This is a genomic window from Spirochaeta isovalerica (assembly GCF_014207565.1).
GTDB classification, from domain to species: Bacteria; Spirochaetota; Spirochaetia; order DSM-2461; family DSM-2461; genus Spirochaeta_F; species Spirochaeta_F isovalerica.
In genome coordinates this window covers 473,183-499,595 of the sequence record NZ_JACHGJ010000001.1, presented here as the reverse complement: position 1 = coordinate 499,595, position 26,413 = coordinate 473,183, and the positions used below count along the sequence as shown (strand labels likewise).

The following is a 26,413-nucleotide window of genomic DNA, read 5'->3' as shown; positions in this document are numbered from 1 at the left end:
GCCATTCGGCCCTTTTTTTTAGATGGTAAGTCTCAAATGAGAACCACCATAAGCTTTATCTCTTGCCTCTTTAACATTCTCGCTGGTTAAATAATCATCAAAAGACATCTGCTTATCGATTATACCGGCAGGAGTGAACTCAATAATTCTGTTCGCTACAGTATTTACAATTTCGTGGTCATGGGATGAGAAGATGATAACTTCCGTAAATTCTACCATTCCGTTGTTCAATGATGTAATTGATTCAAGGTCGAGATGAGCCGTGGGTTCATCAAAAATCAGAACATTGGCGGCAGAGAGCATCATCCTGGACAGCATACAACGGACTTTTTCCCCACCGGAGAGAACGTTTACACTTTTAAGAGATTCATCACCAGAAAAAAGCATCCTGCCGAGAAAACCCCGGATATAGGACTCATCCTGTTCCTCTGAATACTGGCGAAGCCAGTCTGTCATATTGATATCCGTATTGAAGAATTCTGTATTATCTTTGGGAAAATAACTCTGTGAAGTTGTAACACCCCAGTTATAGGAACCGGAATCAGGTTCCATCTCTCCTGAAATGATCTGCATGAAAACAGTTTTTGCATAGTTGTTCGGTCCAACCAGAGCAATTTTGTCTCCTTTATTGACTGTCAGATCAAGATCTTTGAAAATGACTTCTCCATCGATAGTCTTGCTTAAGCCTTCGACTTCAAGGATTATCGTTCCCGTTTCCCTTTCAGGTTTGAAAGCCACGTAAGGAAAACGTCGTGATGTCGTGGGAAGATCATCGAGTTCGAGTTTATCAAGCTCTTTCTTTCTGGATGTGGCCTGTTTCGACTTGGCGGCATTCGCCGAGAATCTCTGAATGAAAGCTTTGAGCTCGGCTGCTTTGGCTTCTGCTTTTTTGGACTGATCCTTTCGCTGTTTGGCAATCATCTGACTGGCCTGCTGCCAGAAGAAGTAGTTACCCACAAAGACGGTTATTTTCCCATAGTCGATATCGGCGATATGCGTACATACTTTATTCAGGAAATGTCTGTCATGGGAAACAACGATAACTGTATTTGTAAATTTAAGAAGAAAATCTTCAAGCCAGTTAATTGATTCGAGGTCTAGATGGTTCGTGGGCTCATCAAGCAGCAGCGTATCGGGGTTTCCGAAAAGAGCCTGGGCCAGAAGGATCCGTACTTTGACATTGTCTTCCAGGTCTGCCATTTTCTTATCGAAAAGATCCTCGTCGACCCCCAGGCCGGAAAGAAGTGTGGCCGCTTCACTTTCAGCTTCCCACCCTCCAAGTTCTGCGAAATCACCTTCAAGTTCAGAAGCCCTGATACCGTCAGCATCAGAAAAATCCTCTTTCATATAGATGGCATCTTTTTCTTTCATGATTTCAAAAAGCTTCTTGTGCCCCATTATAACTGTATCCATCACAGAATGCTCATCAAAGGCGAAGTGATCCTGAGCAAGCACGCCGAGTCGTTCGTTATTGGGAATTATAATATCTCCGGAATCCGCTTCGATCTCTCCGGAAAGAATTTTCATAAATGTAGATTTACCAGCTCCGTTGGCTCCGATCAGGCCATAACAGTTTCCGGGGGTAAATTTAATGTTAACTTCTTTAAAAAGGCTTCTTTTTCCAAAAGCCAGGCTTATATTACTAGCAGTAATCAAAAATCTATCTCCTTATACTATGAGAAGTTGTATTAACTATAAGGAGAATTGTCAACACCGCTTTTAACATAACGGTCCATATAATCAAGAACCCTTATTTATAATAAATAAAGGTTGTAAATAAACAGGTAATTGAAATGTGGCTCGGGAAATAAGTATAAAAAAACCGGAACTTCAACAGTTCCGGTACAAAGAAGCCAGAAAAGGGATTTGAACCCTTGACCTGATCATTACGAGTGAACTGCTCTACCCCTGAGCTATTCTGGCTTAACCTTGAAAAATATAACTCAAATTAGAAATTTCGTCCATAAAAAAAATCCCGCTTTTACAGCGGGATTTTATCTAAAATATAAGAGCTCTTATCTGTTGTTGACAACAGCCTGAGCAGCAGCAAGTCTTGCTATGGGAACTCTGTAGGGAGAGCAGGAAACAACATTAAGTCCGGCTCTGTAACAGAAATCGATTGAAGAAGGTTCACCACCATGCTCACCACATATTGATGTTTTGAGTTCAGGTTTGGTTTTTCTTCCTTTTTCAACTCCCATATTAACAAGCTGTCCAACTCCATCCTGGTCGAGAACCTGGAACGGATCGTCTTTCAGTACTTTTTTGTTGATGTATTCGGGAACAAAAGATCCCACGTCATCTCTGGAATATCCAAAAGTCATCTGAGTCAGGTCATTGGTACCGAAGGAGAAGAAGTCAGCGTACTGAGCCACTTCGTCGGCTGTAAGAGCCGCTCTGGGAATCTCGATCATTGTACCGATCATGTACTCGACTTTAGCCCCGGTCTCACTGAGGATTCTGTCGATGACAACCTGGGCATTTTCTCTGAGCATTTTAAGCTCTTCGAATTTACCTACGAGAGGAATCATGATTTCGGGAAGAACTTTTATACCTTTTTTAGTCTGTGTTGCAGCAGCAGTCATTATGGCTTCAACCTGCATGTCGTAGATCTCAGGGTATGTAACACCGAGACGACAACCTCTGTGACCAAGCATGGGGTTCGCTTCATTGAGACCTTCCAGTCTGCTCTTGAGAGCTTTGGAATCCATGTTCATCTTCGCTGCAAGAGCATTGATCTCCGCATCTGTATGGGGAACAAATTCGTGCAGAGGAGGATCGAGAAGTCTAACTGTTACGGGCAGACCGTCCATGGCTTCGAAAATACCTTCGAAGTCTTCGATCTGAAGCTTCAGGATTTCCTTCAGAGCTTCTTTTCTTTCTTCGACGGTATCGGAAACGATCATGACACGGAATGCTTCAAGCTTGGCTTCATCAAAGAACATGTGTTCGGTTCTACAGAGACCGATACCTTCCGCACCGAATTCCCGGGCTTTTCTGGCATCTTCAGGAAGATCGGCGTTCGTTCTGACACCGAAACCGTCTTTCACACCTGCTCTCTTCGCTCCGGCCCTGACTTCGTCAGCCCAGGTGAGGAAAGTGTTGAGGTTTCCGGACAGTTCAGGAACGATAAGTTTCGCCATACCTTCGTATACGTTACCGTCAGTTCCGTTGATTGTCAGAGAATCGCCTTCTTTGTAGACTTTGCCTTCGATCGTAGCTGTTTTCTCTTTTGTAGAAATAACAACTGCCTTACAACCGGCTACACAGGGACGACCCATTCCTCTTGCAACTACAGCAGCATGAGACGTCATACCACCTGTGGCTGTCAGAATACCTTCAGCAGCGTTCATTCCGCCGATGTCTTCTGGAGAAGTTTCTTTTCTGACAAGAATAACCTTTTCGCCTTTAGCTTTTGCCGCTTCGGCATCTTCCGCTGTGAAAACGATTGTTCCTGCAGCAGCTCCGGGAGAAGCATTGAGACCTTTTGCAATAGAAACAAGGTCTTTCTCGTATGCGGGGTCGATCATGGGATGAAGAAGCTGATCAAGCTGATCAGGCGTAACTCTCATTACGGCTTCTTCTTTGCTGATCATGCCCTCATTAACGAGGTCAACTGCAATGTTTACAGCAGCATTTCCGGTTCTTTTACCGTTTCTCGTCTGGAGAAGGAAGAGTTTGCCTTCCTGAATCGTGAACTCCAGGTCCTGCATATCTTTGTAATGTTTTTCCAGTTTGTCTTTAATATCTACAAGCTGTTTGTAGATTACGGGATTCTGGTCTTCGAGAGCGGAAAGTTTAAGAGGTGTTCTGATTCCGGCAACAACGTCTTCACCCTGTGCGTTCATCAGGTACTCACCGTAGAAGTAGTTTTCTCCGGTAGAGGGGTCTCTTGAGAAACAAACACCGGTACCGGAAGTATCCCCGTAGTTACCGTAAACCATGGACTGAACATTTACAGCTGTACCGATAAGACCTTCGATTTTGTTAATCTCTCTATATTTGATGGCTCTGTCATTGTTCCATGAGCTGAAAACGGCATCGATACCGGCCCAAAGCTGTTCGACAGGATCCTGGGGGAAGTCCTTACCTGTAGACTTCTTGTATACTTCCATATACCGTTCTACAACAACTTTAAGGTCTTCAGCGTCGAGTTCGAGGTCCTGTTCAACTCCCTTTTCTCTTTTTACAGAATCGAGAGCTTCTTCAAAGTCGTGGTGTTCGCATCCGGCGACAACATCACCGAACATCTGGATAAATCTTCTGTAGGAGTCCCAGGCGAATCTAACGTTTCCGGTATTTTTCGCAATACCTTCGACAGCTTTGAGGTTAAGTCCGAGGTTGAGTACTGTGTCCATCATACCGGGCATGGAAACAGCCGCACCTGATCTTACGGATACGAGCAACGGGTCATTGGCATCACCGAGCTTTTTCCCCATTTCCGCTTCAAGCTTTGCAAGATTGTCTGCAACCTGTTTTTTAATTTCATCACTGTATGTACGGTTGTTTTCGTAGTACTGTTTACAGACCTCTGTGGAAATTGTGAATCCCGGAGGAACGGGAACACCAAGACTTGTCATTTCGCAAAGGTTGGCACCTTTTCCTCCGAGGAGGCTTTTCATAGATGCATTACCTTCGGTAACGGTTTTACCGAAAAAATAGACTAACTTATTCTCATTCATAGTCAGTTTCATCCTTAAAATTTGTATTCAGAAAAATAATAAAGCCTATGGTATGCGCTGTCAATAGAACGGCCCGTTTTTCAACATTGTTAACAAAAAAGAAATGATATACTCATGCGCAAATATATCATTGTGGTACAAAGAATAAAAGGACCTCCCAATTAAGGGAAGGTCCTTTTTATATATATGATAATCCGTCTATAGGACGGTGTCCGGAATGAATAGCCTTTTCAGGCTACATATGCTTCAAGAAGCTGTTTTCTCGAAGGATGCTGAAGTCTTGATATGGCCTTTTTTTCTATCTGTCTGATTCTTTCTTTTGTCAGATTATATTTATCTCCGATCTGTTTCAGAGATAAAGGCTTTTCGTGATTCAGCCCGAAACGGAACTGAAGTATTTCAGCTTCTTTCTGAGAAAGAGTGGTCAGGACGTTGTTGATATCTTCAGCCAGTGATTTATCAATAATTTCATCTTCGGGAAGTTTCAGTCCCTGATCTTCAATAAAATCGCCAAGATTTGAAGAATCACGATCCGTATAAACGGGAGTATCCAGTGAGACCATATCCCGAGATATACTCAAAAGATCGTCTACAATTTCCTTTGAGAGATGAAGTTCTCTGGCAATTTCTTCATTCTCAGGCTCTATTCCTTTCAATGAAGTTAATTCTCTTTTTTTCTTCTCAATCTGAAGGAGTTCATTGGAGCGATTCAAGGGCAATCTAATCATTCTGGATTTTTCACAGATAGCTTTCAGAATCGATTGTCTTATCCACCAGACGGCATAAGAAATAAAATGATAACCCTTATCGGGATCGAATTTGTTTATTGCATTTATCAGACCAATGTTACCTTCATTGATCAGGTCATCCAGGGGAAGCCCCTGATTCTGATATTTTTTTGCAACATTTACAACGAAGCGGAGATTGGCATTAATCAGTTTTTCCTGTGCAGCCTTATCACCCTTCACGGCTTTTCTCGATATTTCATCCTCTTCCTCTCTGGTAAGAAGAGGGATTTTATTTATTTCTTTCAGATAAATAGATATTACGCTTTTATCTTCCCAATTAGAGTTGTCGTTTATGTAAGCAGTATTAGTGTTCATATTGCCTCCTACTATTAGTTATGCAAGAGGCGTGCCAAGTTACTGAATATATCAATAATATAAACTTAATTCTTTAATATATAATACTTTACAATATGCTTCATAAAATTCTAACCGGAAAATGGAAAATTATTAAATCAGGTCATGTGTGTCAAAAATACTCAAACCAGGACTTGAGCGGCAATATTGAGTCAAAATTTCCCAGAATCAAGCTCTACTGAAGATTTTATGCGCCCGCAACATTGACTGAACAACATACCGCTTCCACATGAACACAGATCATCCATGGATTGAAGTTCGCCTTTTTTGAAATCTGTGTAAATTATCTCACCTGAACTGTCATTATTTAAAGAACTGATGTCAGCAACAGGAAAGATAACGGGCTGATTTCGAAAAAATCGAATTTTCTCATCAATAGAAAGTTGGTGAAAATTACCATCCGCCTGTAATTCTGACCAGTAGGCGCCTATTATATCTAAAATGACATCTCTTTCAGCTTCGGAACAAAATCTTTTAGCTTTTTTAGTTTTAAAATATCTTTCGAGCTGCAGACCGAAAAAAGCTTTTTCATCTTCTACCTGATCCGAATCTCCATTCCTATACATTCCGTATCGGTTAGAATGAATACTTATCATTTGCCTTGACCGGCCTTCATTTCTGATTTTTCGGCCCAGATGCCAGCAACGCATGGCGGAATCTGTCCGCCCCAGCTTCTTCAATGTGATTCCCAGGAAAAAAAGTGACTTTTCCAAACCAGCAGAGGAAGTCACAGGGCAATTATCGACAGCTGACTCAAAACACCTCATGGCTTTGACAAGTTCTTTATCCGCAAGAAACTGCTTTCCTCTTTTCAGCTCTTTTTTCCAGTACATAATCAGTAAAAACTCCGAGATAAAGTTACTAAGAGTGATGATAAACGGCAACTTTTCTTTTTATCTTGACCTTTGAAGTTTGAAAGTCTTATATTGTTTTAAGATAATTTATCTTATGAAAAAGAGGTTTGAATAATGACAGTAAAACCATTAGGTGATCGTGTTCTTATCAAAGTAAAAGAGGTGGAAACAAAAACAGCGTCAGGGCTTTATATTCCCCAGACAGCGCAGGAAAAAACAACTACAGGAACAGTCGTTGCTGTAGGAGAAGATACTGATGCTATCGCTGTTAAAGTCGGACAGGACGTTATGTATGACAAATACGCCGGTACTAACATCTCTATAGACGGCGTTGATCATCTTATTGTTTCTTCCGGTGATCTTATTGCCATTGTTGAATAAATCAGATTTTAAACATTAAAAAAAGCTGTCCCACGCAAGTGTGACAGCTTTTTTATTGCCCATTCAGCTGAAACCACCTTGAATCAGATCTCCCAGCATTAAAATAGCCGGACCACTGTATTCTGTCGTTTCATGACCTTCCCGGCTGTAGAAAAAATGCAGCATTTCTCCGCAGCCTGTTGGCGAAATGACAAGATGCTGAATCTCAAGCGAATCATTTTCTTCAAACAGCTGTTTTATCTCTGCCTCAGGGTACTCATCTTCCGTGAGAAAAAGATAAATCAGAGAGAAGTCATCTTTCAGCTTAAAGCTGGCATCCTGAGCTTTAAACCCGGGCAGAGTAAAAAGGGATTTGAAAGACTTGAGTTTCTTTCTGAATTTTTCAGCATCTTTCTCATTCTCAAATCCGCTGATTTCTACCTGATTGACAATTGTTCCTTCCAAATCAGATTTCTTCCCTGATGGATTTCAGATACTGAAGTCTTTCGTAAACTTCTTCCTTCGCATCTGAATCGGACTCCATCGAGCCCTGAAATTCAGAGAGAGTTTCATATTCCTGAGTATCCATCCATTCTTCAACTTCTTTTATCAATGTGGACAGGTAGTTTATGCCTTTCCTGTATAGTACAGAACAAAGCTGAACCGTATCCGCGCCGGCCATGAGAATTTTTACAGCATTCTGCCAGCTGTGAATTCCCGTAGTCGCTGAAATTTCCAGTTTATCGAACTGAGAAGCGATTATCGCCGTCCAACGCAGCAGAGGAGGGAATTCCGCCTCGGTAGAAAAGCGAGGCCCTGTTTTCATTTTCATTGTGTCGATATCTATATCAGGATTATAGAATCTGTTAAACATAACGACCGCATCTGCTCCGGCATTATGAAGCCTGTAAACCATATTCGGGATTGATGTGAAGTTCTGTCCGATTTTTACAGATATGGGTATCTTGATTTTTGAGCGTACGTGCTTGAAAATTTCGACATATTTATCTTCAAGTTCATCGGGATCCTGGCGGAAATTATGTGCCATAAGACCTATGTTCAATTCAAGAGCATCAGCTCCGGTTTTCTCAACAGTTTCAGCGTAATCCGTCCACCATTCGGATGAATAACAATTCAAACTTGCAATTACAGGTATGGAAAGTTCTTTTTTTGCCTGTTTTATAAGATCAAAATATTTATCGGCGCTATACAGCATTCCCGTTTCCTGCAGATAGGCATAAGCTTCAGGATGCAGCATATCATCAAAATTCTGTCCCATTTTTCTAACTTCCGCTGTCATGTCCTCTTCGAAGAGAGATTTCAGAACTACGGCGGATGCTCCCGCTTCTTCAGCTTTTTTCAGACTCTCTATTGTTGAGGTCAGTCCGGAACTGGACAAAATGAAGGGATTTTTGAGTTTTAATCCCAGATAACTTGTAGTCAGATCAGCCATTTGTATGGACTCCTTTTCTATACAATCATTTCTATAATACAGTCATATGGCATCAGTTGCCATAAAGAAAATCTTCGATTTCCAATAAAATAGCATCACCGGCTTTGACAGAGCGCATTGCCGGAGGCAGTGAGTTCAGAAAGAGAGAGCCGTATCTTTTTTTTACAACTCTCGAATCGAGAATCAATACGACTCCCCTATCGCTTTTCCTTCTCATAAGCCGTCCGAATCCCTGTTTGAACTTCATAACGGCTTCAGGTAGGGATAACTCCATAAAGGGGTTGCCTCCCCGCCTTTCAATAGCTTCCACACGGGCCATAACGACGGGATCCGTCGGGACTCTGAAAGGAAGCCGGCATATAATTACCAGCTTGAGCGAATCACCCGGCGTATCAACACCTTCCCAGAAGGAATCAGTCGCGAAAAGAACGCTGGATACATCGTTTCTGAAATTATTTAGAAGTCGCGTTCTGTCGTCCTCACCCTGCCTGTAAGCTGTTATGCCCATTCTATCAAGCCCCGGTTTAAGGTCGTTAAAGACGTTTTTTAGCATTTCATAAGAGGTGAACAATAAAAGAGCCCCACCTTCGGATACTTCAAGAGCTTTTTTGCAAAAGGAGGATATGTAGGAATAATATGACTCACCCTCTTCCGGCATAGGTGCATCGTTGGGAACAGCCAGAAGAGCTCTTCTTGTATAATCAAAAGGAGAAGGGAATATTTCACTGAAAACTTTTTCCGGATCAGATAAATTCAATCCGATCCGGCTGTTCCAGTAATTAAAGTTATCTCTGACGGTCAAAGTCGCGGAGGTACAGATCACGCTTTTGAATTGATTGAACACCGCTTCATTCATCATAGAAGCTATATCAAGCGGCGTTATTATAAAACGTTCGAACAATTCACCGGCAGCAGTTTTTTTTCTTTCAATCCAGAAAACGAGTTCTCCGTATTCACTGTAGTTTCTGAACTTTTCACAAAATGATGACATCTCCTGAAGCCGCCTGATCATGGCTTTAAACTCAAAAACAAGGGGATTTTCATCTTCTTCTTCGGGGATTGCTTTCAGTGTATCCGTACAGGCCTGGGATAGGAGTAATAATTCTTTCTGCAATTCTCCCATCGGAGCGAGCAATCCGCTTTCTATGTTCTGATCGGGATCTCCCGTTATACGTCTTGTATAGTTGTCTCCGGTAAAATCTCTGGAAAGACTGTCTAGTATTTCCGCTTTTGCTTTGATATTGGTTATGAGCTGTGGAATTTCAGCCAGATCGGGACAGGGTCCGGTCAACGCCTCAATACGAACAGCAGAACCGGCAGCTCGCCCTTTGCGCAAACGATACAGGCGGCCGAGAAGCTGGAAAACAGAGAATTTACTTAGCGATTCAGAAAAAAAGGAGGTGGCGCTGTTTTCGATATTGTGCGCTTCATCAAAGACGATCCTGTCATATACAGGAAGCACGGCCCCGCTCTCGTAACCTATTCCGGATTGTCTTAATGCAAGATCGGCAAAAAGCAAGTGATGGTTTACAACAAGAATACCGGCCGATGCTGCTTCTCTCCTGGCTCGCATGACATAGCAATTTTCAAACCAGGGGCATCTCATTCCCGTGCAGGTGTCCGACTCACTGCAGACGCGGGACCACAATGACTCATCGGGATGAAAATTCAATTCTGTCCGGCTGCCTGTTGCGGATATCTGAGACCAATCGTAAATAACTTTTAAAGGATCGCCTTCATCAAGAAAGAGGCTGTTTTCATCCATTTGCTCTTTCAAGCGGCTATGGCAGATATAATTTCTTCTCCCTTTGACAAGTACAGCTTTAACTGTCGAACCTGTCATCCGTTTGGCCAGGGGAATGTCTTTTTCAATGATCTGCTGCTGTAGGTTTATGGTCGCTGTTGATATAACGACTCTTTCTTCATTCTCTTCCGCCCATTTAAGAGAAGGAATAAGATAGGCAAATGATTTACCGACACCTGTGCCGGCTTCTGCGGCGATAATGAGATTCTGATTGAAACCACGGCAAATGAGCTTCAGCAAGTCTGTTTGTGAAGGGCGGTGTTCATAGTTTTCGCTTATATTTTCGAGTGCTCCGCCGGGACTGAGGATATGCGCAAGTTCTTCCTCATCGAGGCTCGTATCCCGCTTTCTTTTTACCGGTTCCGCAACAGCATAAAAGTGTGTCAGTTCATTATTGATTATAAAAAAGCCGATTCCGCGGTTTCCCAAAAGGGAAGCGACTGATAAATCAGCGCTGCTCGGTTCCAGCAGGCCTGACGGGTGATTGTGTATGACAACATCGCCCTTATCCATATGAGGGAAAAGAGCCGGAACTTCAGAATCGGTTCCTCTTGCAGCTACAGAAACACGGGATATCATTCCCTCGCTGTTCTGCTGTCCGCACCATAATACTTCCCGGGAAGAAGCATCTCTGAGGTCTTCTTCCATTAGAGAGAGAACTTCCCGGGTAAATCTTTTTTCTGTTATCACCTATATCGTTATATGTTCAGCTCCTGAACAATCCCCATGATCAATTTGACCATGTCATTCTGCACTTTTCTTCCGGTTTCGACAACCTCTTCATGATTCAGAGGCTGATCGAGAATTCCGGCAGCCATATTGGTCGCACAGGAAATCCCGATGACTTTCATACCGAGCCGGTTAGCAGTAATGACTTCGGGAACAGTCGACATTCCAACCATATCCGCCCCGATGATCCGGCACATTTTAATTTCAGCCGGCGTCTCATATGACGGTCCGGTAAAAGCGGCATATACACCTTCTTTCAGATCTTCCGGTTTGCTGAGCAGAGAAGGCGCAATCCTTTTAACCATATCGCGAAGCTCTCTGTCGTACGGATATGTCATATCCGGGAATCGGGGCCCCATTTTCGCATCATTCGGCCCGATAAGCGGGTTGGTTCCCATTAAGTTGATATGATCTTTCAACAGGACAATATTACCCGGCGCAAAGGCTTTATTTACAGCTCCTGCCGCATTGGTTACAATCAATGTCTCAACACCCAGGCCATGCAGAAGCGCAGTGGGAAGCACAACTTCATCCATTGTCCAGCCTTCATAGAAATGAAATCTTCCCGCCAGCGTTACCGTTTCTTCTCCAATCTTAAGAATTCCTTTATGTCCGGCAACTGTGGGTTCGGGAAAGCCGTCTATATCGCTATAGGGGATTTCAATTCCATCCAGCTGATCTGAAATTCCCGAAAGACCTGATCCGAGGATTAATCCCACCTTTGGTTTCGCCTGAGTTTTAGTACGTATTGATTTAACAGCTTTTTCTACTCTTTCTTGAAAATCGCTTCTCATTTTTCCTCCGTTTATTTATAGAATAATCCTTAATTTTGGAATACACAATACAAAATGTTTGTTTGTCAGACAATTTCAATACGGCTTTTACCCCCGGCCAGTTTTCTCACCTGTACCTGAACTGAAATTCGCTCTCTGATCGCACTGACATGGGAAATTATTCCGATCAGCTTTCCTCCGGATTGCAATGTTTCCAGGGCAGACAGAACCGTTTCGAGAGATTCAGGATCCAGCGTTCCGAATCCTTCATCGAGAAAAAGCGAATCGATCACGACATTATTGCCCACCAGTTCAGACAACCCCAAAGACAGAGCCAGACTTACCAGAAAACTTTCACCGCCAGATAAGGTTGAAGACGGTCTTATAGTATCGGCCTGCCAATTGTCAACAATTTCCACTTCAAGCTCTTTATCTTCAGATCGCTCAATTCTGTATCTATTATTCAGTCTAGCCAGATGTATATTGGCCAAGCCGACAAGTTTTTCCAGTGTCAGCCCCTGGACGAAACGACGGTAGATTTTCCCGTCAGCGCTCCCGATCAAAGACCTCAGTTCAGACCATTTCCGGCACTCTTTCTCATGAGCCTCAATTTCCCTTGCCAGCTCATTTAACTTGTCCCGAAGGAAATTATCCCTTTTCAGTTTTTCTTCGACGCCGCCCAAATCTGTAGAGATTGAATTGATTTCATTTTCCACTTTTGTCAGTTCGGATGAAGTATTGCTGAGATATGTTTCATCCGGCTTGTTCTGAAGATGCTCTTTTAGCCTCTCTTTCGAATTTTCAAGCGCTTCTTCTGCACGGATTTTCCCTTCCCGGCCATCGTTTATCCTTTTTTTCAAGCGTTGAATTTCTTCAGATAGACCTTTTTGATTAAACTCTTCAATATCAATGTCGTTATTTTTCAGGATTTCGTTAAGTGAAGCTCTCTTTTGCTCCCAATCTTTTCTTATGCCAGGTAGTGTCTGTTCATTATGCGTTAATGCTGCTGAAACAGAAAAAAGCTTCTGTTCAAGTTGATTGAAAGCGTTTTTTGTTTTTTCATAGGTCCGTAATACTTTTTGAAGTGATTCGTTCATCTCTTTTTCAAGGAGGATAACTGACTTGCCTCCACTGGCCTCGAGAAGCTGATTTTCCAGTAAAAATTTTTCCGATTCCAGCTTTTCTTTGTCTGCCTGCCAATTTTGAATTTTGCTTTCGGCAGATGCAGCTTTCTCTTTTAAAGAGACAAGAGCGTGTTCAGCCTCCTGAATGTCTTTTTCACATTTTTCAAGGTTCTCTCTTTTTTTATCATATTCAGATTTTTTTGTTTCCAGTTCTGAAGGAAAATCAGGCTTTATGTCATCGGAAAAACCAATAGAAAGAAGAATAGAAAGAATTTTCTCTCTCAGCTTTTCAGCTTCATCAAAGTTCCTGTTCTCAATAGTTAACGCATCCCTCTCTCCGGTCAAGGCATTAAGTTCTTTATCCCAGTTTATACAATCAACAATCAAAGATTCGTTATTGTTATATATGGCGATTGCTTTTTCTTTTTCAGAAGGTAATAAATCAACGAAAGATGTTCCTTTGATCTCGTTCCATTCCCGCATTAATTCATTGAGTTTTGTATCCGATTTATCAAGCACTTTTTGAATATCGAGTATACGTTCTTTAAGGACTTGCTCCTGCGTTGATATTTCTTTCAATTCACTTTCGGGATTGGCTATTTCCAAATGGTCTTCATTAATTTCCGGTTCCTTACCCGGTTCATTATAAACGCCGTTACAGACCGGACAGGTATCTCCCTGATGAAGATGGTTTTTCACCTCATTGATTAACGCGGAAAAATCTGCCTGTCTTTTATGGTAAAAATATTTCTCCTGCAAGGCTTCCAGCTGCTCTTTTTTTTTCGTGATGACAGTCAGCTTTTTTCTGTAAGATTCTTTATTGGCAAGATAATCATTATTATCTTCCAAAACCTCTCTATAGCTTCTTGAGATGGGTCCCATGGCTCTGAGAATTTCTTTTATGTTTAATAAATCCTCTATGTCTCCTGGCTGTTCTTTTTTTATAAAAGAAATCTTTTTATCCAGATTCTCGAGTTCGGCCCGTTTAATTTTCCGGATTTGATCAAAGTTTCTGAAGTTATCCATACCGGCGAGAGAATCAAATCTATCGGATAGATCCTTTAAGAGCGGAATCGATTCTCCGATTTTTGCCATATGAGCATATTGTTTCATAAAGGTGCTCAGAGAAGATCTATTCTTATATAATATCCTTAACTGAGATTCTTTATTGAGAATTTCCTCTTTGATTAATCTATAACTATTCGATTCCTGATTTATATATTCATTTATTGTTTTGATCCGTTCGTCAAAGCTATTAATTGAATTCTGCTGCACTTCAATTAAACGTATATTTTTACTTGTTTTTTCAGCCCTTTGTTCTACTTCAATTTTCTCATTTTTCCGAATCTCAAGTTCTTTATTTGATTCTTCAATTTCAGACTCAATAGAAGCTTTATTCTTTTTTAAGTCTTCAGTTTCTTTTTCGAGTCTGTTTGTTTCCTTATCAAGGTATGTATATGTATCATAAAGAGGCATATTTTTTTCAATTAATGATTTCCTTGCGTAAATATCTTCCAGTTCTCTGGACTCTTCCTCTTTAATCAGAGCTTCCTGCAATTCATATTTGCAATTATCAATCCTGTGCTTGAGTACGACATCCTGTTCCTGCCAATTTCTGGCTGCTTGCAATTTTTCTCTGAACTCGGTTTGTTCCTGTCTCTTTGTTTTCAAAATTTCAAGAGACTGTTCCAGTTCCTCTCTTTCATCTGCCGGGAGTATTTCCGTATCTCCTGTTTTTTCCTGCAATCTGTAGAGATTTTCTTCTTTTTCTTTTGCCAGATTAAATGCCTCGATACTCAATCTTGTGTATAATTCAGTACCCGTCATTTTCTCCAGAAGCTCTGCCCTTTCGTTTACACCGGCTTTGAGGAATGATTCAAAATTTCCCTGGGCCAGCATTATAGATCGAGTGAACTGATCATAATCCAGGCCTGTAATAGCAGCCACTTCCTGAGGAACAAGACTTTTCTTGTCTTCAAGTACAGTCTCATGACCTTCAGTAATTTTTACGATCGACATTCTGGCGCTTTGAAGTTTTCCGTCAGCTTTGCCTCTTGACTTTCTCTGCTCCCAGCGGCTTCTGTATATTGAACCATTCACAGAAAAAGTCAGTTCAGAATAACATTCTCCGGTATGACGGCTCATAATTTCATCGGGGTTTTTCAATCTCGGAGTTCTTCCATACAGAGCCAGGCATATGGCATCGAAAATTGTCGATTTTCCTGCACCGGTTGGACCAGTTATGGCGAACAGACCGGAGCCGTTGAAGGGTTTTTTTGTGAACTCGATTAAATTGTTCCCATATAGTGAATTGAGATTATATATAGAAATGGATTCAATTTTCATGGTCATTCTCCAGGACGTTTTCGACCCTAACCAGCAATTCTTTATAGAGCGGCATCAATTCGTTCATTTTTTCTTCTTCCAGACCGGCATTGCGGCAACGTTCTATGAATATTTCCTCCGGAGTCAGATCTTTTATTTCTTTCGATTGCCTGTTCTTGAATATATTCTGACTTGCTTCGTGAAGGATTCGAATTCTCAAGAACTCAAATCCTTTTTCTATTGCCTTTTCATTGAGGATCCGGCTTACATCTCCTAATGCTGATCCGTCTAGTAGTTCAGCATCCGCCCAGAAGGGAGTATCGGGAGGAACAAAGTCATCAATTTGTTTCTCTACTTCCTTTAAGTTCCCCTTGAATCGAATCAGCTTTCTGTATTGAGGGATAGTCAATGTTTTGGTACCGGTTAGCTTATTCTCCTTAAACTCTGCAATAATAACGGACTTTTCTCCTTCTTCTCCAAAGTCCATAGCCAGCGGAGAGCCGCTGTATCGGATATAATCTTTTCCTCCGACTTGCTGAGGTTTATGAATATGCCCCAGGGCGATATAACTGAATGAATCAGAAAATATTTCTGTAGATATGGATCCGAGATTCCCCACATAGAGATCCCTTTGCCCAGCACCGGAAAGGCTTCCGGTTACAAAGAGATGTCCCATCCCTATTAACGGAATATTTGACAGGTCATAATCCTTTTCTGCCGATTCTACGACACTGCGATAGTATGAATGGATTCCCTCTGCGACACCCCGCTCCCTTTCTTCCCAGTTCTCACCGGCAACAGGAATCCTGATATCTCTTTCTCTTAAAAAAGGAACGGCACAGACAAGAGCGTGTACCCGGTCATTTTCCAAAATCGGAATTAAGCAGTCTTCAGGGCTTTTTTCAGCTCCCCCCACAACGAAGACTTTTAAGCGGCTGAGCAGTAATTTCGGTGAGTTTATCTTAGAAATGGAATCATGATTTCCGCCGATTATGACTGTCGCGGTTAAATCCGTTTCATTAAGTTTACAAATAAAATCATAATATAGAGCTTCGGCATTATTAGGCGGAGTGGATGTGTCAAATATATCGCCGGATATTATTAGAATATTGACTTTTTCTGTTTCTATCTTGTGAATTATCCAATCCAGAAAGGCTTTGTGCTCATCAATCCTCTCTCTATCGCAAAGTCTGGCACCAAGGTGCCAATCAGAAGTATGCAGTATCCTCATATAATCTATTATTCATTTTTTTTCCCCTTAGTACAGCAGGATTTTCATTGGTAGATATTGTATTTTATATATATAATATTTACAAAATCAAACTTCATGAGTATTTTATTCAGATCAACCTATATCGGAGATTTATAGATAATGAAAAAAACAATATTCTTTCTGCTGACTGTATTTTTTTCATTTCAAGTATACGGACAGTTTTTCGGTACCAGCGATATTCCGGAAGTCAATATAGTTCTTGAGGTTATTCCTTCGGAATTGTCCCCGGGCGATACATTTACAGTCTACGGGACATATGAAATACCTGAACATTACCATATTTTTCTTAATGAAGATTTTTTTACTATTACTATTGATAATCCGCAAATAGATGCCGGAGAAGTATTTTATCCCATGGAAGAGAGTAAACCTCTCCTCGGTATTCCGGCTTTCAGCGACAAAGTTACAATTTCAAGAACTTTTTCATTAACCGATGATGTGAATGCCAATCAAATTGACCTCGAGATAATCGCATCATATCAGATGTGTGAGGACGACGGGGCCTGTCTTCTTCCGGAAAACATTACATTCAATCGCACTCTTGATATCAGCGATAATGGCGGGACTTCAAAATCTCCGTTGTCAGTTATACTCTGGTACATTCTCCTGGCTTTCGCCGGTGGAATTATTCTGAATATTATGCCCTGTGTCCTACCTCTACTTTCCGTTAAAGCCTTAAATCTGGTAGAACAGAGCAGTCATGATAAAAAAACAATATTAGTATCTTCTGTCCTCTACGGTACAGGTATACTGGTCTCCTTTTTGATACTTGCTTTTTCTGTTATTTTACTGAAAAGTTCCGGAGAAGCATTCGGTTGGGGATTTCAGTTTCAGAATCCGCTTTTCGTTACTGTTCTTTTAACACTCATTTTCATTTTTTCACTCTCTCTTTTTGATATCTATACATTCAATCCTCCGAATAAAGGCATGCAAAAGGCATCACAGCATAGCGCCGGCAGAAGTTATAGAAGTTCATTCATAACCGGGATCTTTGCGGTTCTTGTCGCAACCCCCTGCACCGCTCCCTTTATGGGTGCCGCTCTTGGTTTTGCTTTTTCCCAGACTCCATTTGTCATAATATTGATTTTTACAGCACTTTCTCTTGGATTTGCCTTGCCATTCATTCTTCTCGGTCTTTTTCCGGCTCTAATTGCCAGGATACCCAAACCGGGTAAGTGGATGAATACCTTTAAGGAATTTATGGGTTTTCTTCTCCTGGGAACCATGGTGTATCTTTTGACAACTCTTCACAGTTTGATCGGCGATTCTATAAAAGGTGTTCTCTGGTTTCTTCTCTTTACAGGATTGGCTGTTTGGATTTTCGGTCGTTTCGGGTCAGCCATAGAAAAGAAAAGAAAAAGAATTGCTGTCGTGGTGATCGCCTTATTCATAATAGCCGGATCTTTTTATTCCCTTGTTGATCTTACTCCGAAAAATTCTTCAGAAAACAATAACATTGCCGATGGTGTCTGGAAGGTTTTTTCTGAAGATCTGGTAGAAAAATACAGAAATGAAGGGAAACCGGTTTTTGTGGATTTTTATGCAGACTGGTGTACTTCCTGTAAAGTCAACGACGCGGCTGTTCTCGATAGAAAGAAGGTTCTGGATATGTTCGAATCGAAAAACGTTCAGTTGCTCAAAGGCGACTTCACTTCCGGTGACAGGGTAATCGCCAGATGGCTCGCAAAATATGAAAGAGCCGGTGTTCCTTTATACCTTCTTTTCAGGCCCGGCGAAGAAGCTCATGTTTTTCCTGAGTTCCTCTCCATAGGCATGATTGAAGAGGAACTGGAGAAAATTAAACCGTAAAAAACGACACAGTGTTTTTCTGTTCTCTAGCTTGAGACACCAGCGTTTCGGCTGTGGCGGCGACCTGTTCCGATGCAGAGGCGTTCTGTTGTACGACGCTGTCCATCTGATTTATGGCATTGGTGACCTGTTCTATTCCCGATGCCTGTTCGCTGGTCGCCGCAGCAATTTCCTGTACGAGTTCAGCTGTTTTCTGGATGTCCGGTACAAGCCTGTCGAGCATAACCGAAGCATTGTCCGCAGCCGATTCGGTTTCAGCAGATATCTCCATTATTTCAGCGGCAGCTACCTGGCTTCTCTCAGCCAGCTTCCTTACTTCCTGAGCGACAACGGCAAATCCTTTTCCATGATCTCCTGCCCGGGCGGCCTCAATCGCTGCATTCAAAGCCAGAAGATTAGTCTGTCTTGCAATTTCGCTGATTATTGATATTTTTTCTGTAATTTCCTTTAACGATTTCGTTGCGCGGGAAACCGCCGAACCGCTTTCATCGGCATCCTGTGCAGCTTTTAGAGCTATCTTTTCCGTCTGTCTGGCATTGTCTGCATTGTTGGCCACATTTGAATTCATTTGCTCTATGGAAGCTGAAATCTCTTCAATAGACGCGGCCTGCTCAGTTGCTCCCTGAGAAAGCTGGGAAGAAGCGCTGGACAACTGATCGCTGCTACCGGCGATAATATCGGAGCTTTCCACAATCTGTGTTACGATATCCTTGAGGTTTTCATCCATAGTCCCCACTGATTCGAGCAGTGTTCCGATTTCATCTTTGAGCTTACCGAAATCTGTATTAAAGCTCTGGGTTAAATCTCCCGATGCAATGCGGGCGGTAATCTGAGAGGCATATATGACCGGTCTGGAAATCCTTTTACCCAAGAAAACTGAAATTATTGTTACAACAATCAGCGAAGCCACAATAAAAAGAAGTGACAATGAAATATTCTGTCTCATATAAGCCATTCCCTCGGCTTTCTTTTCGTTGACTATGACATCAATATCGTCAACGTAATTACCGGTTCCGATAATCCAGTCATAAGGTTCAAAATACGCGGAATAGCCTCTTTTTCGAAGCGCTTCCCCTCCTTCACTTCTGGGGAAATAGTAGTCCGTATATCCGCCACCATCCAAAGCGGCCTGAATAATATCCTGAACGATATATTTGCCGTTTACATCCTGTAGATTTATTCTGTTGGTGCCTTCCGAATCGCGGCCCAGAAGAACTACGTTATCTCCTTTTGAAGTATCAATCCAGAAATAATTGTCCACACCGAATCTCGCCTCTCTCACGAGATGAGCGGCGAGAAACCTGGCCTGTTCATCGGTATAAAGACCATTCTGAGAATCATTATATATCGTCTCAATCATGGAGAGCATCGTTTCGATCTCAAATTTAACAAGTCTGTCAAAATCATCGAGCATAGTTTGCTGAAGTCTGTCGAGATCTTTGTTGAGAGTTGTGTTAAAGTTGAAAATCATAAAAGATCCAAGTGCTGCGCTAATAAAAACAGCGATACCGATAGTAAAAAGCAGAATCTTTGTGGTAATTTTTTTCATTATGATACCTCTGGCAGGAATTTTAAACTTTAATAATCCATATTTCAAATACTTAGTCTTTACAGTGTCATAAAAAGAGTAATAATAAAAAGCAATTCAAAATCAATCAGGAATCTTTATGAGAAAGCAATATTATAAATTACGCGGCTCTTCCTACGTCCTCTCTCTGGCTCTGCCGGTTATGGGGACTCAAATCGCCAATACGATGGTTCAGCTTGTAGACACGATGTTCATTGGCCGCATTGATGCATTATCTCTGGGAGCCGTAGCTCTGACCGGTACTCTCATCTGGAATATCCAGATGATTTCCGAAGGTTTCGCAACAGGACTGACTGCGACTATCGCCCGCAGAATAGGTGAAAAAGAAGCTGTGAAAGCATCGGAATTTCTCAGGACCGGTCTGATTGCGACATTATTTGTTTCCTTTATATTTCTCCCGTTAATCCAATTGGGATTCAACGGTTTATTCGGTTTCATTCAGATGCCTTCCGATCTTTATCCTTTTGCTTCCAGTTATTTCAAAACGTTCATGGTTTTTTTACCTTCAATTTATGGTCTCACCGCCATTCAGGCGGCATTTAACGCCTGTGGCGAAACGAGAACGACCATGAAAGTCAGTCTCGCAATGAATCTCATAAATATCGTCCTAGACTGGGCTATGATATTCGGTCATCTGGGTTTTGAACCCATGGGAATTGCCGGTGCGGCTTATGCTTCCGGTATAAGTTTTACCTTTGGATTTCTTATCCTGCTTTTAATCAGTTCCCGTAGAGAATGGAGCCCTTTTAAAAAATCAAAATTATTCTCTTATTCTCATCTGAAACTGATAATAAAAATAGGAATTCCTTCTTTAATCAGCAATATGGCTATGGGAATCAGTCAGATGGCTGTAATGGTTCTGGCTGTAACGCCTCTGGGCAGCTTGAGCCTGGGCGCTTTCAATATTGTGATGAAGCTGGCTTCCCTGTCTTTTATGCCGGGATTCGGATTCGCCATAGCCGCCAGTACCGGAACCGGGCAGTCTCTCGGTGCAGGAGAACCGGAAAAGGCGAAAGCCATTACAAGACTGGCAGTGTTCTATTGTACGGTTGTCATGGCAATAATCAGTATCGCCTATTACACCATTCCCGACCTTCTTATCGGTCTTTTTTCAACAGATATTTCAATTGTGAGCATGACACGATCAGCTTTGAGAATTTACGCACTTTTTGCCGTATTCCTGGCTCCGGCTATGGTTTTCAGCGGAACAATAAGAGGAGCGGGAGATACCAGATATGCCATGATTGTCATGATAATAAGCCGATTCCTGCTTCGTCTCCCCGCAGCCTGGCTATTCGGAATAGTCCTCAAAGGAGGACTATCGGGAGTCTGGTTGGCCATGTGTCTGGATTTTCTGGTCCGGGGAATCGTAATGTGGATTCGATTCCGGGGAGGGAAATGGGCAAAAGCCGTAGCCTGACTTAATCAGTCCTGCCAGAGTACTTTTATCTTTTCATCGCCGATTTTGTCTGTGATAATATCGGCCAGTCTTAACAGTTCTGTTTTACAGCAATCAACAGTTTTGCCATCTTCCAGTCTTTTCTTCAGTTCTCCGGCGAACTGTGTGATGGTAATTTCTTTTTCCATGATTTACTCCTTTAAGCCTTTTATACAATTATCAGAATACTATTTATGAAAATCAATAGAGAATGTATATTTAGAAGTAATGAACGCCGAATTGATAGACAGAACATATCGGGAAAATGCCCGCATCATTAAATCATCACTTGAAGAACTGACTTCGAAACTCGAGGATCCCGATTTCACAGATCTGAATAAAGAGCTTATCGCTTTATCCGATAGCCTGGACAAACCTTTTATGTTTGTTATCATCGGGGAAGTGAAATCGGGGAAGAGCTCTTTTATTAATGCCTTAACAGGTACAGAAATTTGCGAAGTAGATGCCGATATCTGCACCGACAGGGTCCAGCAAGTCGTGTATTCCGACCAGCCTTATCTGGAACATATTGAAAAATATCTCGATATTAAGGGTATTAATGCTGAAATACTGAAAGAGATCTCAATAGTCGATACTCCGGGGACTGACTCTATAATTAATGAGCACGAAGAGATTACCAAACGCTTTGCTCCGAACAGCAATGTCATATTTTTTGTTTTTCCTGCTTTGAATCCTCATCATAGCTCCTCGTGGGAGATGCTTAAAGTCATGAAGGAGGAATGGAGCCGGAATATTGTCTTTATCGCCGCCCAGGCTGACAGATGTTCTGAAAAAGAGCTTGAGACCGGATTAAAGAAAATTGCAGAATATGCTCGGGAAAAAGGGATCAGCTCCCCTGTTATATTCCCCACTTCATCAAAGTTTGAAAAAGAAGGCCATTACGAAAAGAGCGGTTTCAGGGAAATCAGAGATTTCATAAGCGATACGACCCGGGGCGGACAACATATGCTTCTCAAACTGAAGGATAGGATCGATATCGCTGAAATCCTTTTAGAAAAAGCTGAAAAGAAACTGGATGTTCGATCGGGAATACTCGATCGGGACAGAGAGTTAAAAAACACAATTACCAATCGCTACAGAACCGGTCTTGAGAACTCAGCCAAAGAGATAGACAAAATCCTTGAGAGGATGAATTTCGTATTCGACCGTACATCGAGAGATTATTCGTTAAGGCTGAAAAACAGCTTATCGACAGCCAATATTTTAAAACAGGCCATTCCCATTCCGAGATTTCGTAACAGCCGGCACAAAGTGGACAGAAAGTTTCTCGAGGAAGTTCTTCGGGAAATGAATTCAGATCTGGAGAAAAGTCTGGCAAAAGAAGCCGCCGATAACGCTTCATTTTTCATCGACGGGATAAAGTACAGATTCAGTGAGATAATCCGTGAAGTCGAGAAAGCACGGGATCTATACAGCCGGGAAGCCGGAGACCGTGCGCTGGAAGCGTTTATTAATAGAAGAGACGAAACCCTGACTGAAATTCTGAACGGCTTGACTGAAATGTCTACTGACCTGTCATTACTCACTAATCTTGAGAAGCATAATCCCGATATAAGCGACACCGTCCTCAAAGGCGGCCTTGTTGCAGCAGCGGGCGCACTTTTATCAATCATCGCTCAGGGAGCTGTTTTTGATGCGACGGGAGGAGCATTGTCTGCCGTTGGAATTCTCGGGGCGAGCGGTATCATTCTGTTCAAGAGAAGCCGGATGATCCGAGAATTCCGGAAGAGCCTGGAGGAAACCAACTCACGCTTTTCCGCAGAATTAAAAAGAAGGCTGCGAAATAAGCTCGAATTGATTTTCGATGATATACACAGGCAGTTTGAAAAGATCGACAGTCATATCGAAAAGGAATCGGAATTTATAAAAACTGCTTCTTTCCATATCGAAAAGAAGCGTAATGTATTCAGAAAAATAAAATCTACTTGTTAGACCCCATTGTCAGTCCCCGGATAAAGTATTTCTGCAGAAACAGAAAAACGAATATTGTGGGGATTGTTCCTATGAGGGCGCCTGAAATGATAACTGTCCAGTCCATAATATACTGACCCTGCAAAATGGCCAGACCGGCTGTTACAGGCATCAATCTATCTGTGCGCACAAGAATCAGCGGCCAGATGTAATCATTGAATATCCATGTAAATTCCAGTGTTGCGATTGCAGCCATAGCAGGTATGACCAGAGGTAACATGATGTTCCAGTAAATTCTGAACTCGCTGGCTCCGTCGATTCTCGCAGCTTCGGTTACGGAATCGGGTATGGTCACCATATAGTTCCGCAATACAAAAGTACAGAATCCCATCTGAAACGCTGTATGGATTGCAATAAGCGCCCAGTATGTGTCATATATGCCGATTGTTTCTGATAATTTGAAAACAGGCAGTAGAAGGATCTGAAAGGGAAGCATCATGCCGCCGACAAATACTGAAAGAATAATCGTTCTTCCTCTGAACCTGAATTTTGATAAAGCATAAGCGGACAAGGAAGAGAGAAATAAAGTAAATGTCAGGGACGGGATGGTAATTATGAAACTGTTGGGGAGAAATTTATTCAGATTCCCTCTTGTCCAGGCTGCTCCGTAATTTCTGAAACTCAATTCTTTCGGAAGGGAGAGAAAGCCTCTCATCAGCAGATCGTCATTGGTTCTGAATGAAGTTATGACAGCCACCCCCAGAGGCAGCAACCATAAGAAGACTCCGATGCAAAGAAGAAGGAAAATCAATATTTTGAGAGGCAGGCTCAATTCTTTCATATCAATAATTCTCCTCTTTTGAAATCTGAGATAAATACATCATGATAAAAACAAAACTTATAAGGAAAAGGATGACAGCGACAGCCGCTCCGTATCCCATTTTGTAATTATTGAAAGACACGATGTACATGAAGTTGGCCAGTACGCTTGATCTGTTGAATGGGCCTCCTCTTGTCATAACTGAAACCAGGTCAAAGGCTCTTAGAGAATCAATAATACTAATGACAACAACGACAATGGTTACAGGCTGAAGCTGCGGCAGAACAACATGGATAAAAGTTTTCCAGCCGCTGCATCCGTCGATCTTTGAAGCTTCCACCAGAAAAGGGTCAACGCTCTGCAGCCCGGCGAGGAAAAGTATCATGACATATCCGACCTGGCGCCATATGGCGACAGCTATGATCGATCCGAGAACAAGATCCGGATCGCTGAGCCACCCTTTTGCCAGTGATTCAAGACCGACTGATCTGAAAAAGGTGTTCAGAAGGCCCTGGGCGGGATTGTAAAGCCATGACCAGACGAGACCGCAGACCACGAGCGAAAGAACCATAGGCGAGTAGAAACTGGCTTTGAAAAAGCGGGATCCCGGTACGGATTGATTGAGAATCATCGCAAGAGCCAATCCGATCACGACAGGGATTGTAATAAAACTGAAAACCCAAATGAGATTATTTTTCAAAGAGACAAAGAATACCGGGTCTCTGAACAGTTTTGTATAATTTTTCAAGCCGATGAATTGGGGATCGGACAAACCATCCCAATTGGTCATGCTCAGGTAGAATGTATAGAACATCGGCCCGATTACCCATAAGAAATAGATAATCAGAGGTATTGTTAAAAAATACCAGGGTGTTAATTTAGCCATGCGGCTTTTGTTAAGGCCCAAAAGTACTCCTCCGGTAAAAAAACGGCCTGTTTCCAGGCCGTTCATTCATTTATTTATGAATTATTCAGCGAAAGCTTCCTGTCTGACTCTTTCGAGGTTTTCGAGGATTTTATCTATATCGCTTGAACTGTGGTTTTCCCAGAACTCCATGAAGCCGTTCATTCCGGCATCAGCCATTTCGGGAGTTGTATCTCTGTCATAGAACTGAGCTACGAAATCAGCTTCATTTATCATTTTGATACCTTTCTGCTGACTTTCTTTAAAGATGGAGATGTCAACGTCACTGTTGGTGTTGAGTCTGTCCAGGGTTCTGGCTGTGTATTCCTGCGATTCTTTCGAACCGAAGAATGCCAGCAGTGCTTTAGCCCCTTCGGGATTCTTTGATTTCGCGGGGATGAAGTATCCATCGGTAGGAGCGTCTTCTCCGACGGGAACCGAAGGATCAATAATGGGGAACCGGAAAAAATCCAGGTCTGAAAGCAATTCTTCAGGGAACGAATCTCTGATAAAATCACCCATCAGATACATAGCCGCGCTTTCATTAGCCATAAACGGAATTGCTTCGGCCCATGCGTAAGCAGCGGGATTCTCAATGAAGTATCCCTTATCAATCATCTCGGCCCATTTTACGAATACATCTTTTACACGGGGGTCTGTGTAGCTTTCTTTCCCGAGCATAAGGTTGATATGGAATTCAGGCCCATTGATTCTCATGTTGAAATAATCGAACCATGCCGCAGCAGTCCAGCGGTACTTGGTTCCGATTGTAAAGGGTGTTACGCCATTGGATTTCAGTGTTTCGCATACAACCATCAGGTCATCCCATGTTTCAGGGACTTCGATATTATATTTTTCAAAGACAGAAGGTCTGTAGTAAACACCCCACCAATACCATGAAGTGGGAAGGAAATACTGTTTTCCGTCCACTGAGCTCATGGCTCTGAATCCTTTGGGATAGGAATCATTCCAGCCCTGCTCTTCCCAGACATCGCTGATATCCATGATGAGCCCTTTGTCAATAAAAAATCTGGCTCTGTTCCCGGCAAACCAGGTAAGAACATCCGGTGGTGTCGACGCTGAAAGATAGGCTCTGATAGCCTGTTTAAAATCTTCATGAGCGACAATGCTGTGAACAACAGTTGTACCGGGATTGGCAGCTTCAAACATTCCTACCAATTCTTCATCAGCAGCTCTGGGCTTCGGGTCTCCATTCATTGAATTGTAGATTACGATATTAGCACTATCGCCGCTTGATTCTTCCTGTGCTCCTCCCGCAAAAACCGGCAATGCGGTTAAAACGAAAAGAAGAACAAAAAACATTCCCATGACTTTTTTAATCATTTAGGAATTCCTCCTGTTTTAGTTATTTGATGTAACTAAGTCTACCATGGAGCTTTGTT

19 protein-coding genes and 1 tRNA gene are annotated in these 26,413 nt (G+C 42.2%); 4 read left to right on the top strand and 16 right to left on the bottom strand.

Annotated features, from left to right (window positions below):
* Nucleotides 1-18: 18 nt before the first annotated feature.
* From HNR50_RS02110 to HNR50_RS02090, 5 genes are all read right to left on the bottom strand, one after another.
* Entirely contained in the window at nt 19-1,656 is a 1,638-nt protein-coding gene (locus HNR50_RS02110; protein WP_184742998.1) for an ABC-F family ATP-binding cassette domain-containing protein, read from the bottom strand.
* A 195-nt stretch (nt 1,657-1,851) separates the two neighbouring features.
* A tRNA-Thr gene (locus HNR50_RS02105) sits at nt 1,852-1,923 on the bottom strand.
* 92 nt (nt 1,924-2,015) lie between these two features.
* Entirely contained in the window at nt 2,016-4,682 is a 2,667-nt protein-coding gene (ppdK, locus tag HNR50_RS02100; protein WP_184742994.1) for a pyruvate, phosphate dikinase, read from the bottom strand.
* Between the two features lie 230 nt (nt 4,683-4,912).
* Complete coding sequence (locus HNR50_RS02095; RefSeq protein WP_184742992.1) at nt 4,913-5,785, bottom strand: sigma-70 family RNA polymerase sigma factor; 873 nt, start codon at nt 5,783-5,785, stop codon at nt 4,913-4,915.
* 191 nt (nt 5,786-5,976) lie between these two features.
* Nucleotides 5,977-6,657, bottom strand: coding sequence for an SEC-C metal-binding domain-containing protein (locus tag HNR50_RS02090; RefSeq protein WP_184742989.1), 681 nt, complete (start codon nt 6,655-6,657; stop codon nt 5,977-5,979).
* A gap of 135 nt (nt 6,658-6,792) precedes the next feature.
* On the opposite strand from HNR50_RS02090, the gene HNR50_RS02085 reads away from it, so the two are divergent.
* On the top strand, nt 6,793-7,059 hold the full coding sequence (locus HNR50_RS02085) for a co-chaperone GroES (RefSeq protein ID WP_184742986.1): 267 nt from the start codon (nt 6,793-6,795) through the stop codon (nt 7,057-7,059).
* Between the two features lie 63 nt (nt 7,060-7,122).
* Here the strand turns inward: HNR50_RS02085 and HNR50_RS02080 are convergent, their stop codons facing one another.
* From HNR50_RS02080 to HNR50_RS02055, 6 genes are all read right to left on the bottom strand, one after another.
* Nucleotides 7,123-7,503 (bottom strand): hypothetical protein, encoded by a 381-nt coding sequence (locus tag HNR50_RS02080; RefSeq protein ID WP_184742983.1) that lies wholly within the window; start codon nt 7,501-7,503, stop codon nt 7,123-7,125.
* 1 nt (nt 7,504) lies between these two features.
* Nucleotides 7,505-8,491, bottom strand: coding sequence for a dihydroorotate dehydrogenase-like protein (locus HNR50_RS02075; RefSeq protein ID WP_184742981.1), 987 nt, complete (start codon nt 8,489-8,491; stop codon nt 7,505-7,507).
* Between the two features lie 52 nt (nt 8,492-8,543).
* On the bottom strand, nt 8,544-10,985 hold the full coding sequence (locus HNR50_RS02070) for a helicase C-terminal domain-containing protein (protein ID WP_184742979.1): 2,442 nt from the start codon (nt 10,983-10,985) through the stop codon (nt 8,544-8,546).
* A gap of 8 nt (nt 10,986-10,993) precedes the next feature.
* Entirely contained in the window at nt 10,994-11,818 is an 825-nt protein-coding gene (locus HNR50_RS02065) for a purine-nucleoside phosphorylase (RefSeq protein WP_184742977.1), read from the bottom strand.
* 65 nt (nt 11,819-11,883) lie between these two features.
* Entirely contained in the window at nt 11,884-15,267 is a 3,384-nt protein-coding gene (locus HNR50_RS02060; RefSeq protein WP_184742974.1) for an AAA family ATPase, read from the bottom strand.
* Nucleotides 15,257-16,477 carry an exonuclease SbcCD subunit D C-terminal domain-containing protein gene (locus HNR50_RS02055; RefSeq protein WP_184742971.1) on the bottom strand — a complete coding sequence of 407 codons (1,221 nt, stop codon included), beginning with the start codon at nt 16,475-16,477 and terminating at the stop codon, nt 15,257-15,259. Before HNR50_RS02055 ends, HNR50_RS02060 begins: the two co-directional genes overlap by 11 nt.
* 141 nt (nt 16,478-16,618) lie before the next feature.
* On the opposite strand from HNR50_RS02055, the gene HNR50_RS02050 reads away from it, so the two are divergent.
* Nucleotides 16,619-18,328 (top strand): protein-disulfide reductase DsbD family protein, encoded by a 1,710-nt coding sequence (locus HNR50_RS02050; protein ID WP_184742968.1) that lies wholly within the window; start codon nt 16,619-16,621, stop codon nt 18,326-18,328.
* Here HNR50_RS02050 and HNR50_RS02045 read toward each other — a convergent pair.
* Nucleotides 18,318-19,877 carry a methyl-accepting chemotaxis protein gene (locus HNR50_RS02045; protein ID WP_184742965.1) on the bottom strand — a complete coding sequence of 520 codons (1,560 nt, stop codon included), beginning with the start codon at nt 19,875-19,877 and terminating at the stop codon, nt 18,318-18,320. The genes HNR50_RS02050 and HNR50_RS02045 overlap by 11 nt on opposite strands.
* Before the next feature lie 118 nt (nt 19,878-19,995).
* Here HNR50_RS02045 and HNR50_RS02040 point away from each other — a divergent pair, with 118 nt between their 5' ends.
* Nucleotides 19,996-21,336 carry an MATE family efflux transporter gene (locus HNR50_RS02040; protein WP_184742962.1) on the top strand — a complete coding sequence of 447 codons (1,341 nt, stop codon included), beginning with the start codon at nt 19,996-19,998 and terminating at the stop codon, nt 21,334-21,336.
* Nucleotides 21,337-21,341: 5 nt separating this feature from the next.
* Here the strand turns inward: HNR50_RS02040 and HNR50_RS02035 are convergent, their stop codons facing one another.
* Nucleotides 21,342-21,503 carry a hypothetical protein gene (locus HNR50_RS02035; protein WP_184742959.1) on the bottom strand — a complete coding sequence of 54 codons (162 nt, stop codon included), beginning with the start codon at nt 21,501-21,503 and terminating at the stop codon, nt 21,342-21,344.
* Nucleotides 21,504-21,582: 79 nt separating this feature from the next.
* On the opposite strand from HNR50_RS02035, the gene HNR50_RS02030 reads away from it, so the two are divergent.
* Entirely contained in the window at nt 21,583-23,307 is a 1,725-nt protein-coding gene (locus HNR50_RS02030; protein WP_184742956.1) for a dynamin family protein, read from the top strand.
* Here HNR50_RS02030 and HNR50_RS02025 read toward each other — a convergent pair.
* Genes HNR50_RS02025 through HNR50_RS02015 form a run of 3 tightly spaced genes read right to left on the bottom strand, consistent with a single transcriptional unit; the run spans nt 23,297 to nt 26,354 of the window.
* Nucleotides 23,297-24,127, bottom strand: coding sequence for a carbohydrate ABC transporter permease (locus HNR50_RS02025; protein WP_184742953.1), 831 nt, complete (start codon nt 24,125-24,127; stop codon nt 23,297-23,299). The two genes, HNR50_RS02030 and HNR50_RS02025, sit on opposite strands and share 11 nt — an antisense overlap.
* 1 nt (nt 24,128) lies before the next feature.
* On the bottom strand, nt 24,129-25,013 hold the full coding sequence (locus tag HNR50_RS02020) for a carbohydrate ABC transporter permease (RefSeq protein WP_221439772.1): 885 nt from the start codon (nt 25,011-25,013) through the stop codon (nt 24,129-24,131).
* A 60-nt stretch (nt 25,014-25,073) separates the two neighbouring features.
* Complete coding sequence (locus HNR50_RS02015; protein WP_221439771.1) at nt 25,074-26,354, bottom strand: ABC transporter substrate-binding protein; 1,281 nt, start codon at nt 26,352-26,354, stop codon at nt 25,074-25,076.
* Between the last annotated feature and the right edge of the window lie 59 nt (nt 26,355-26,413).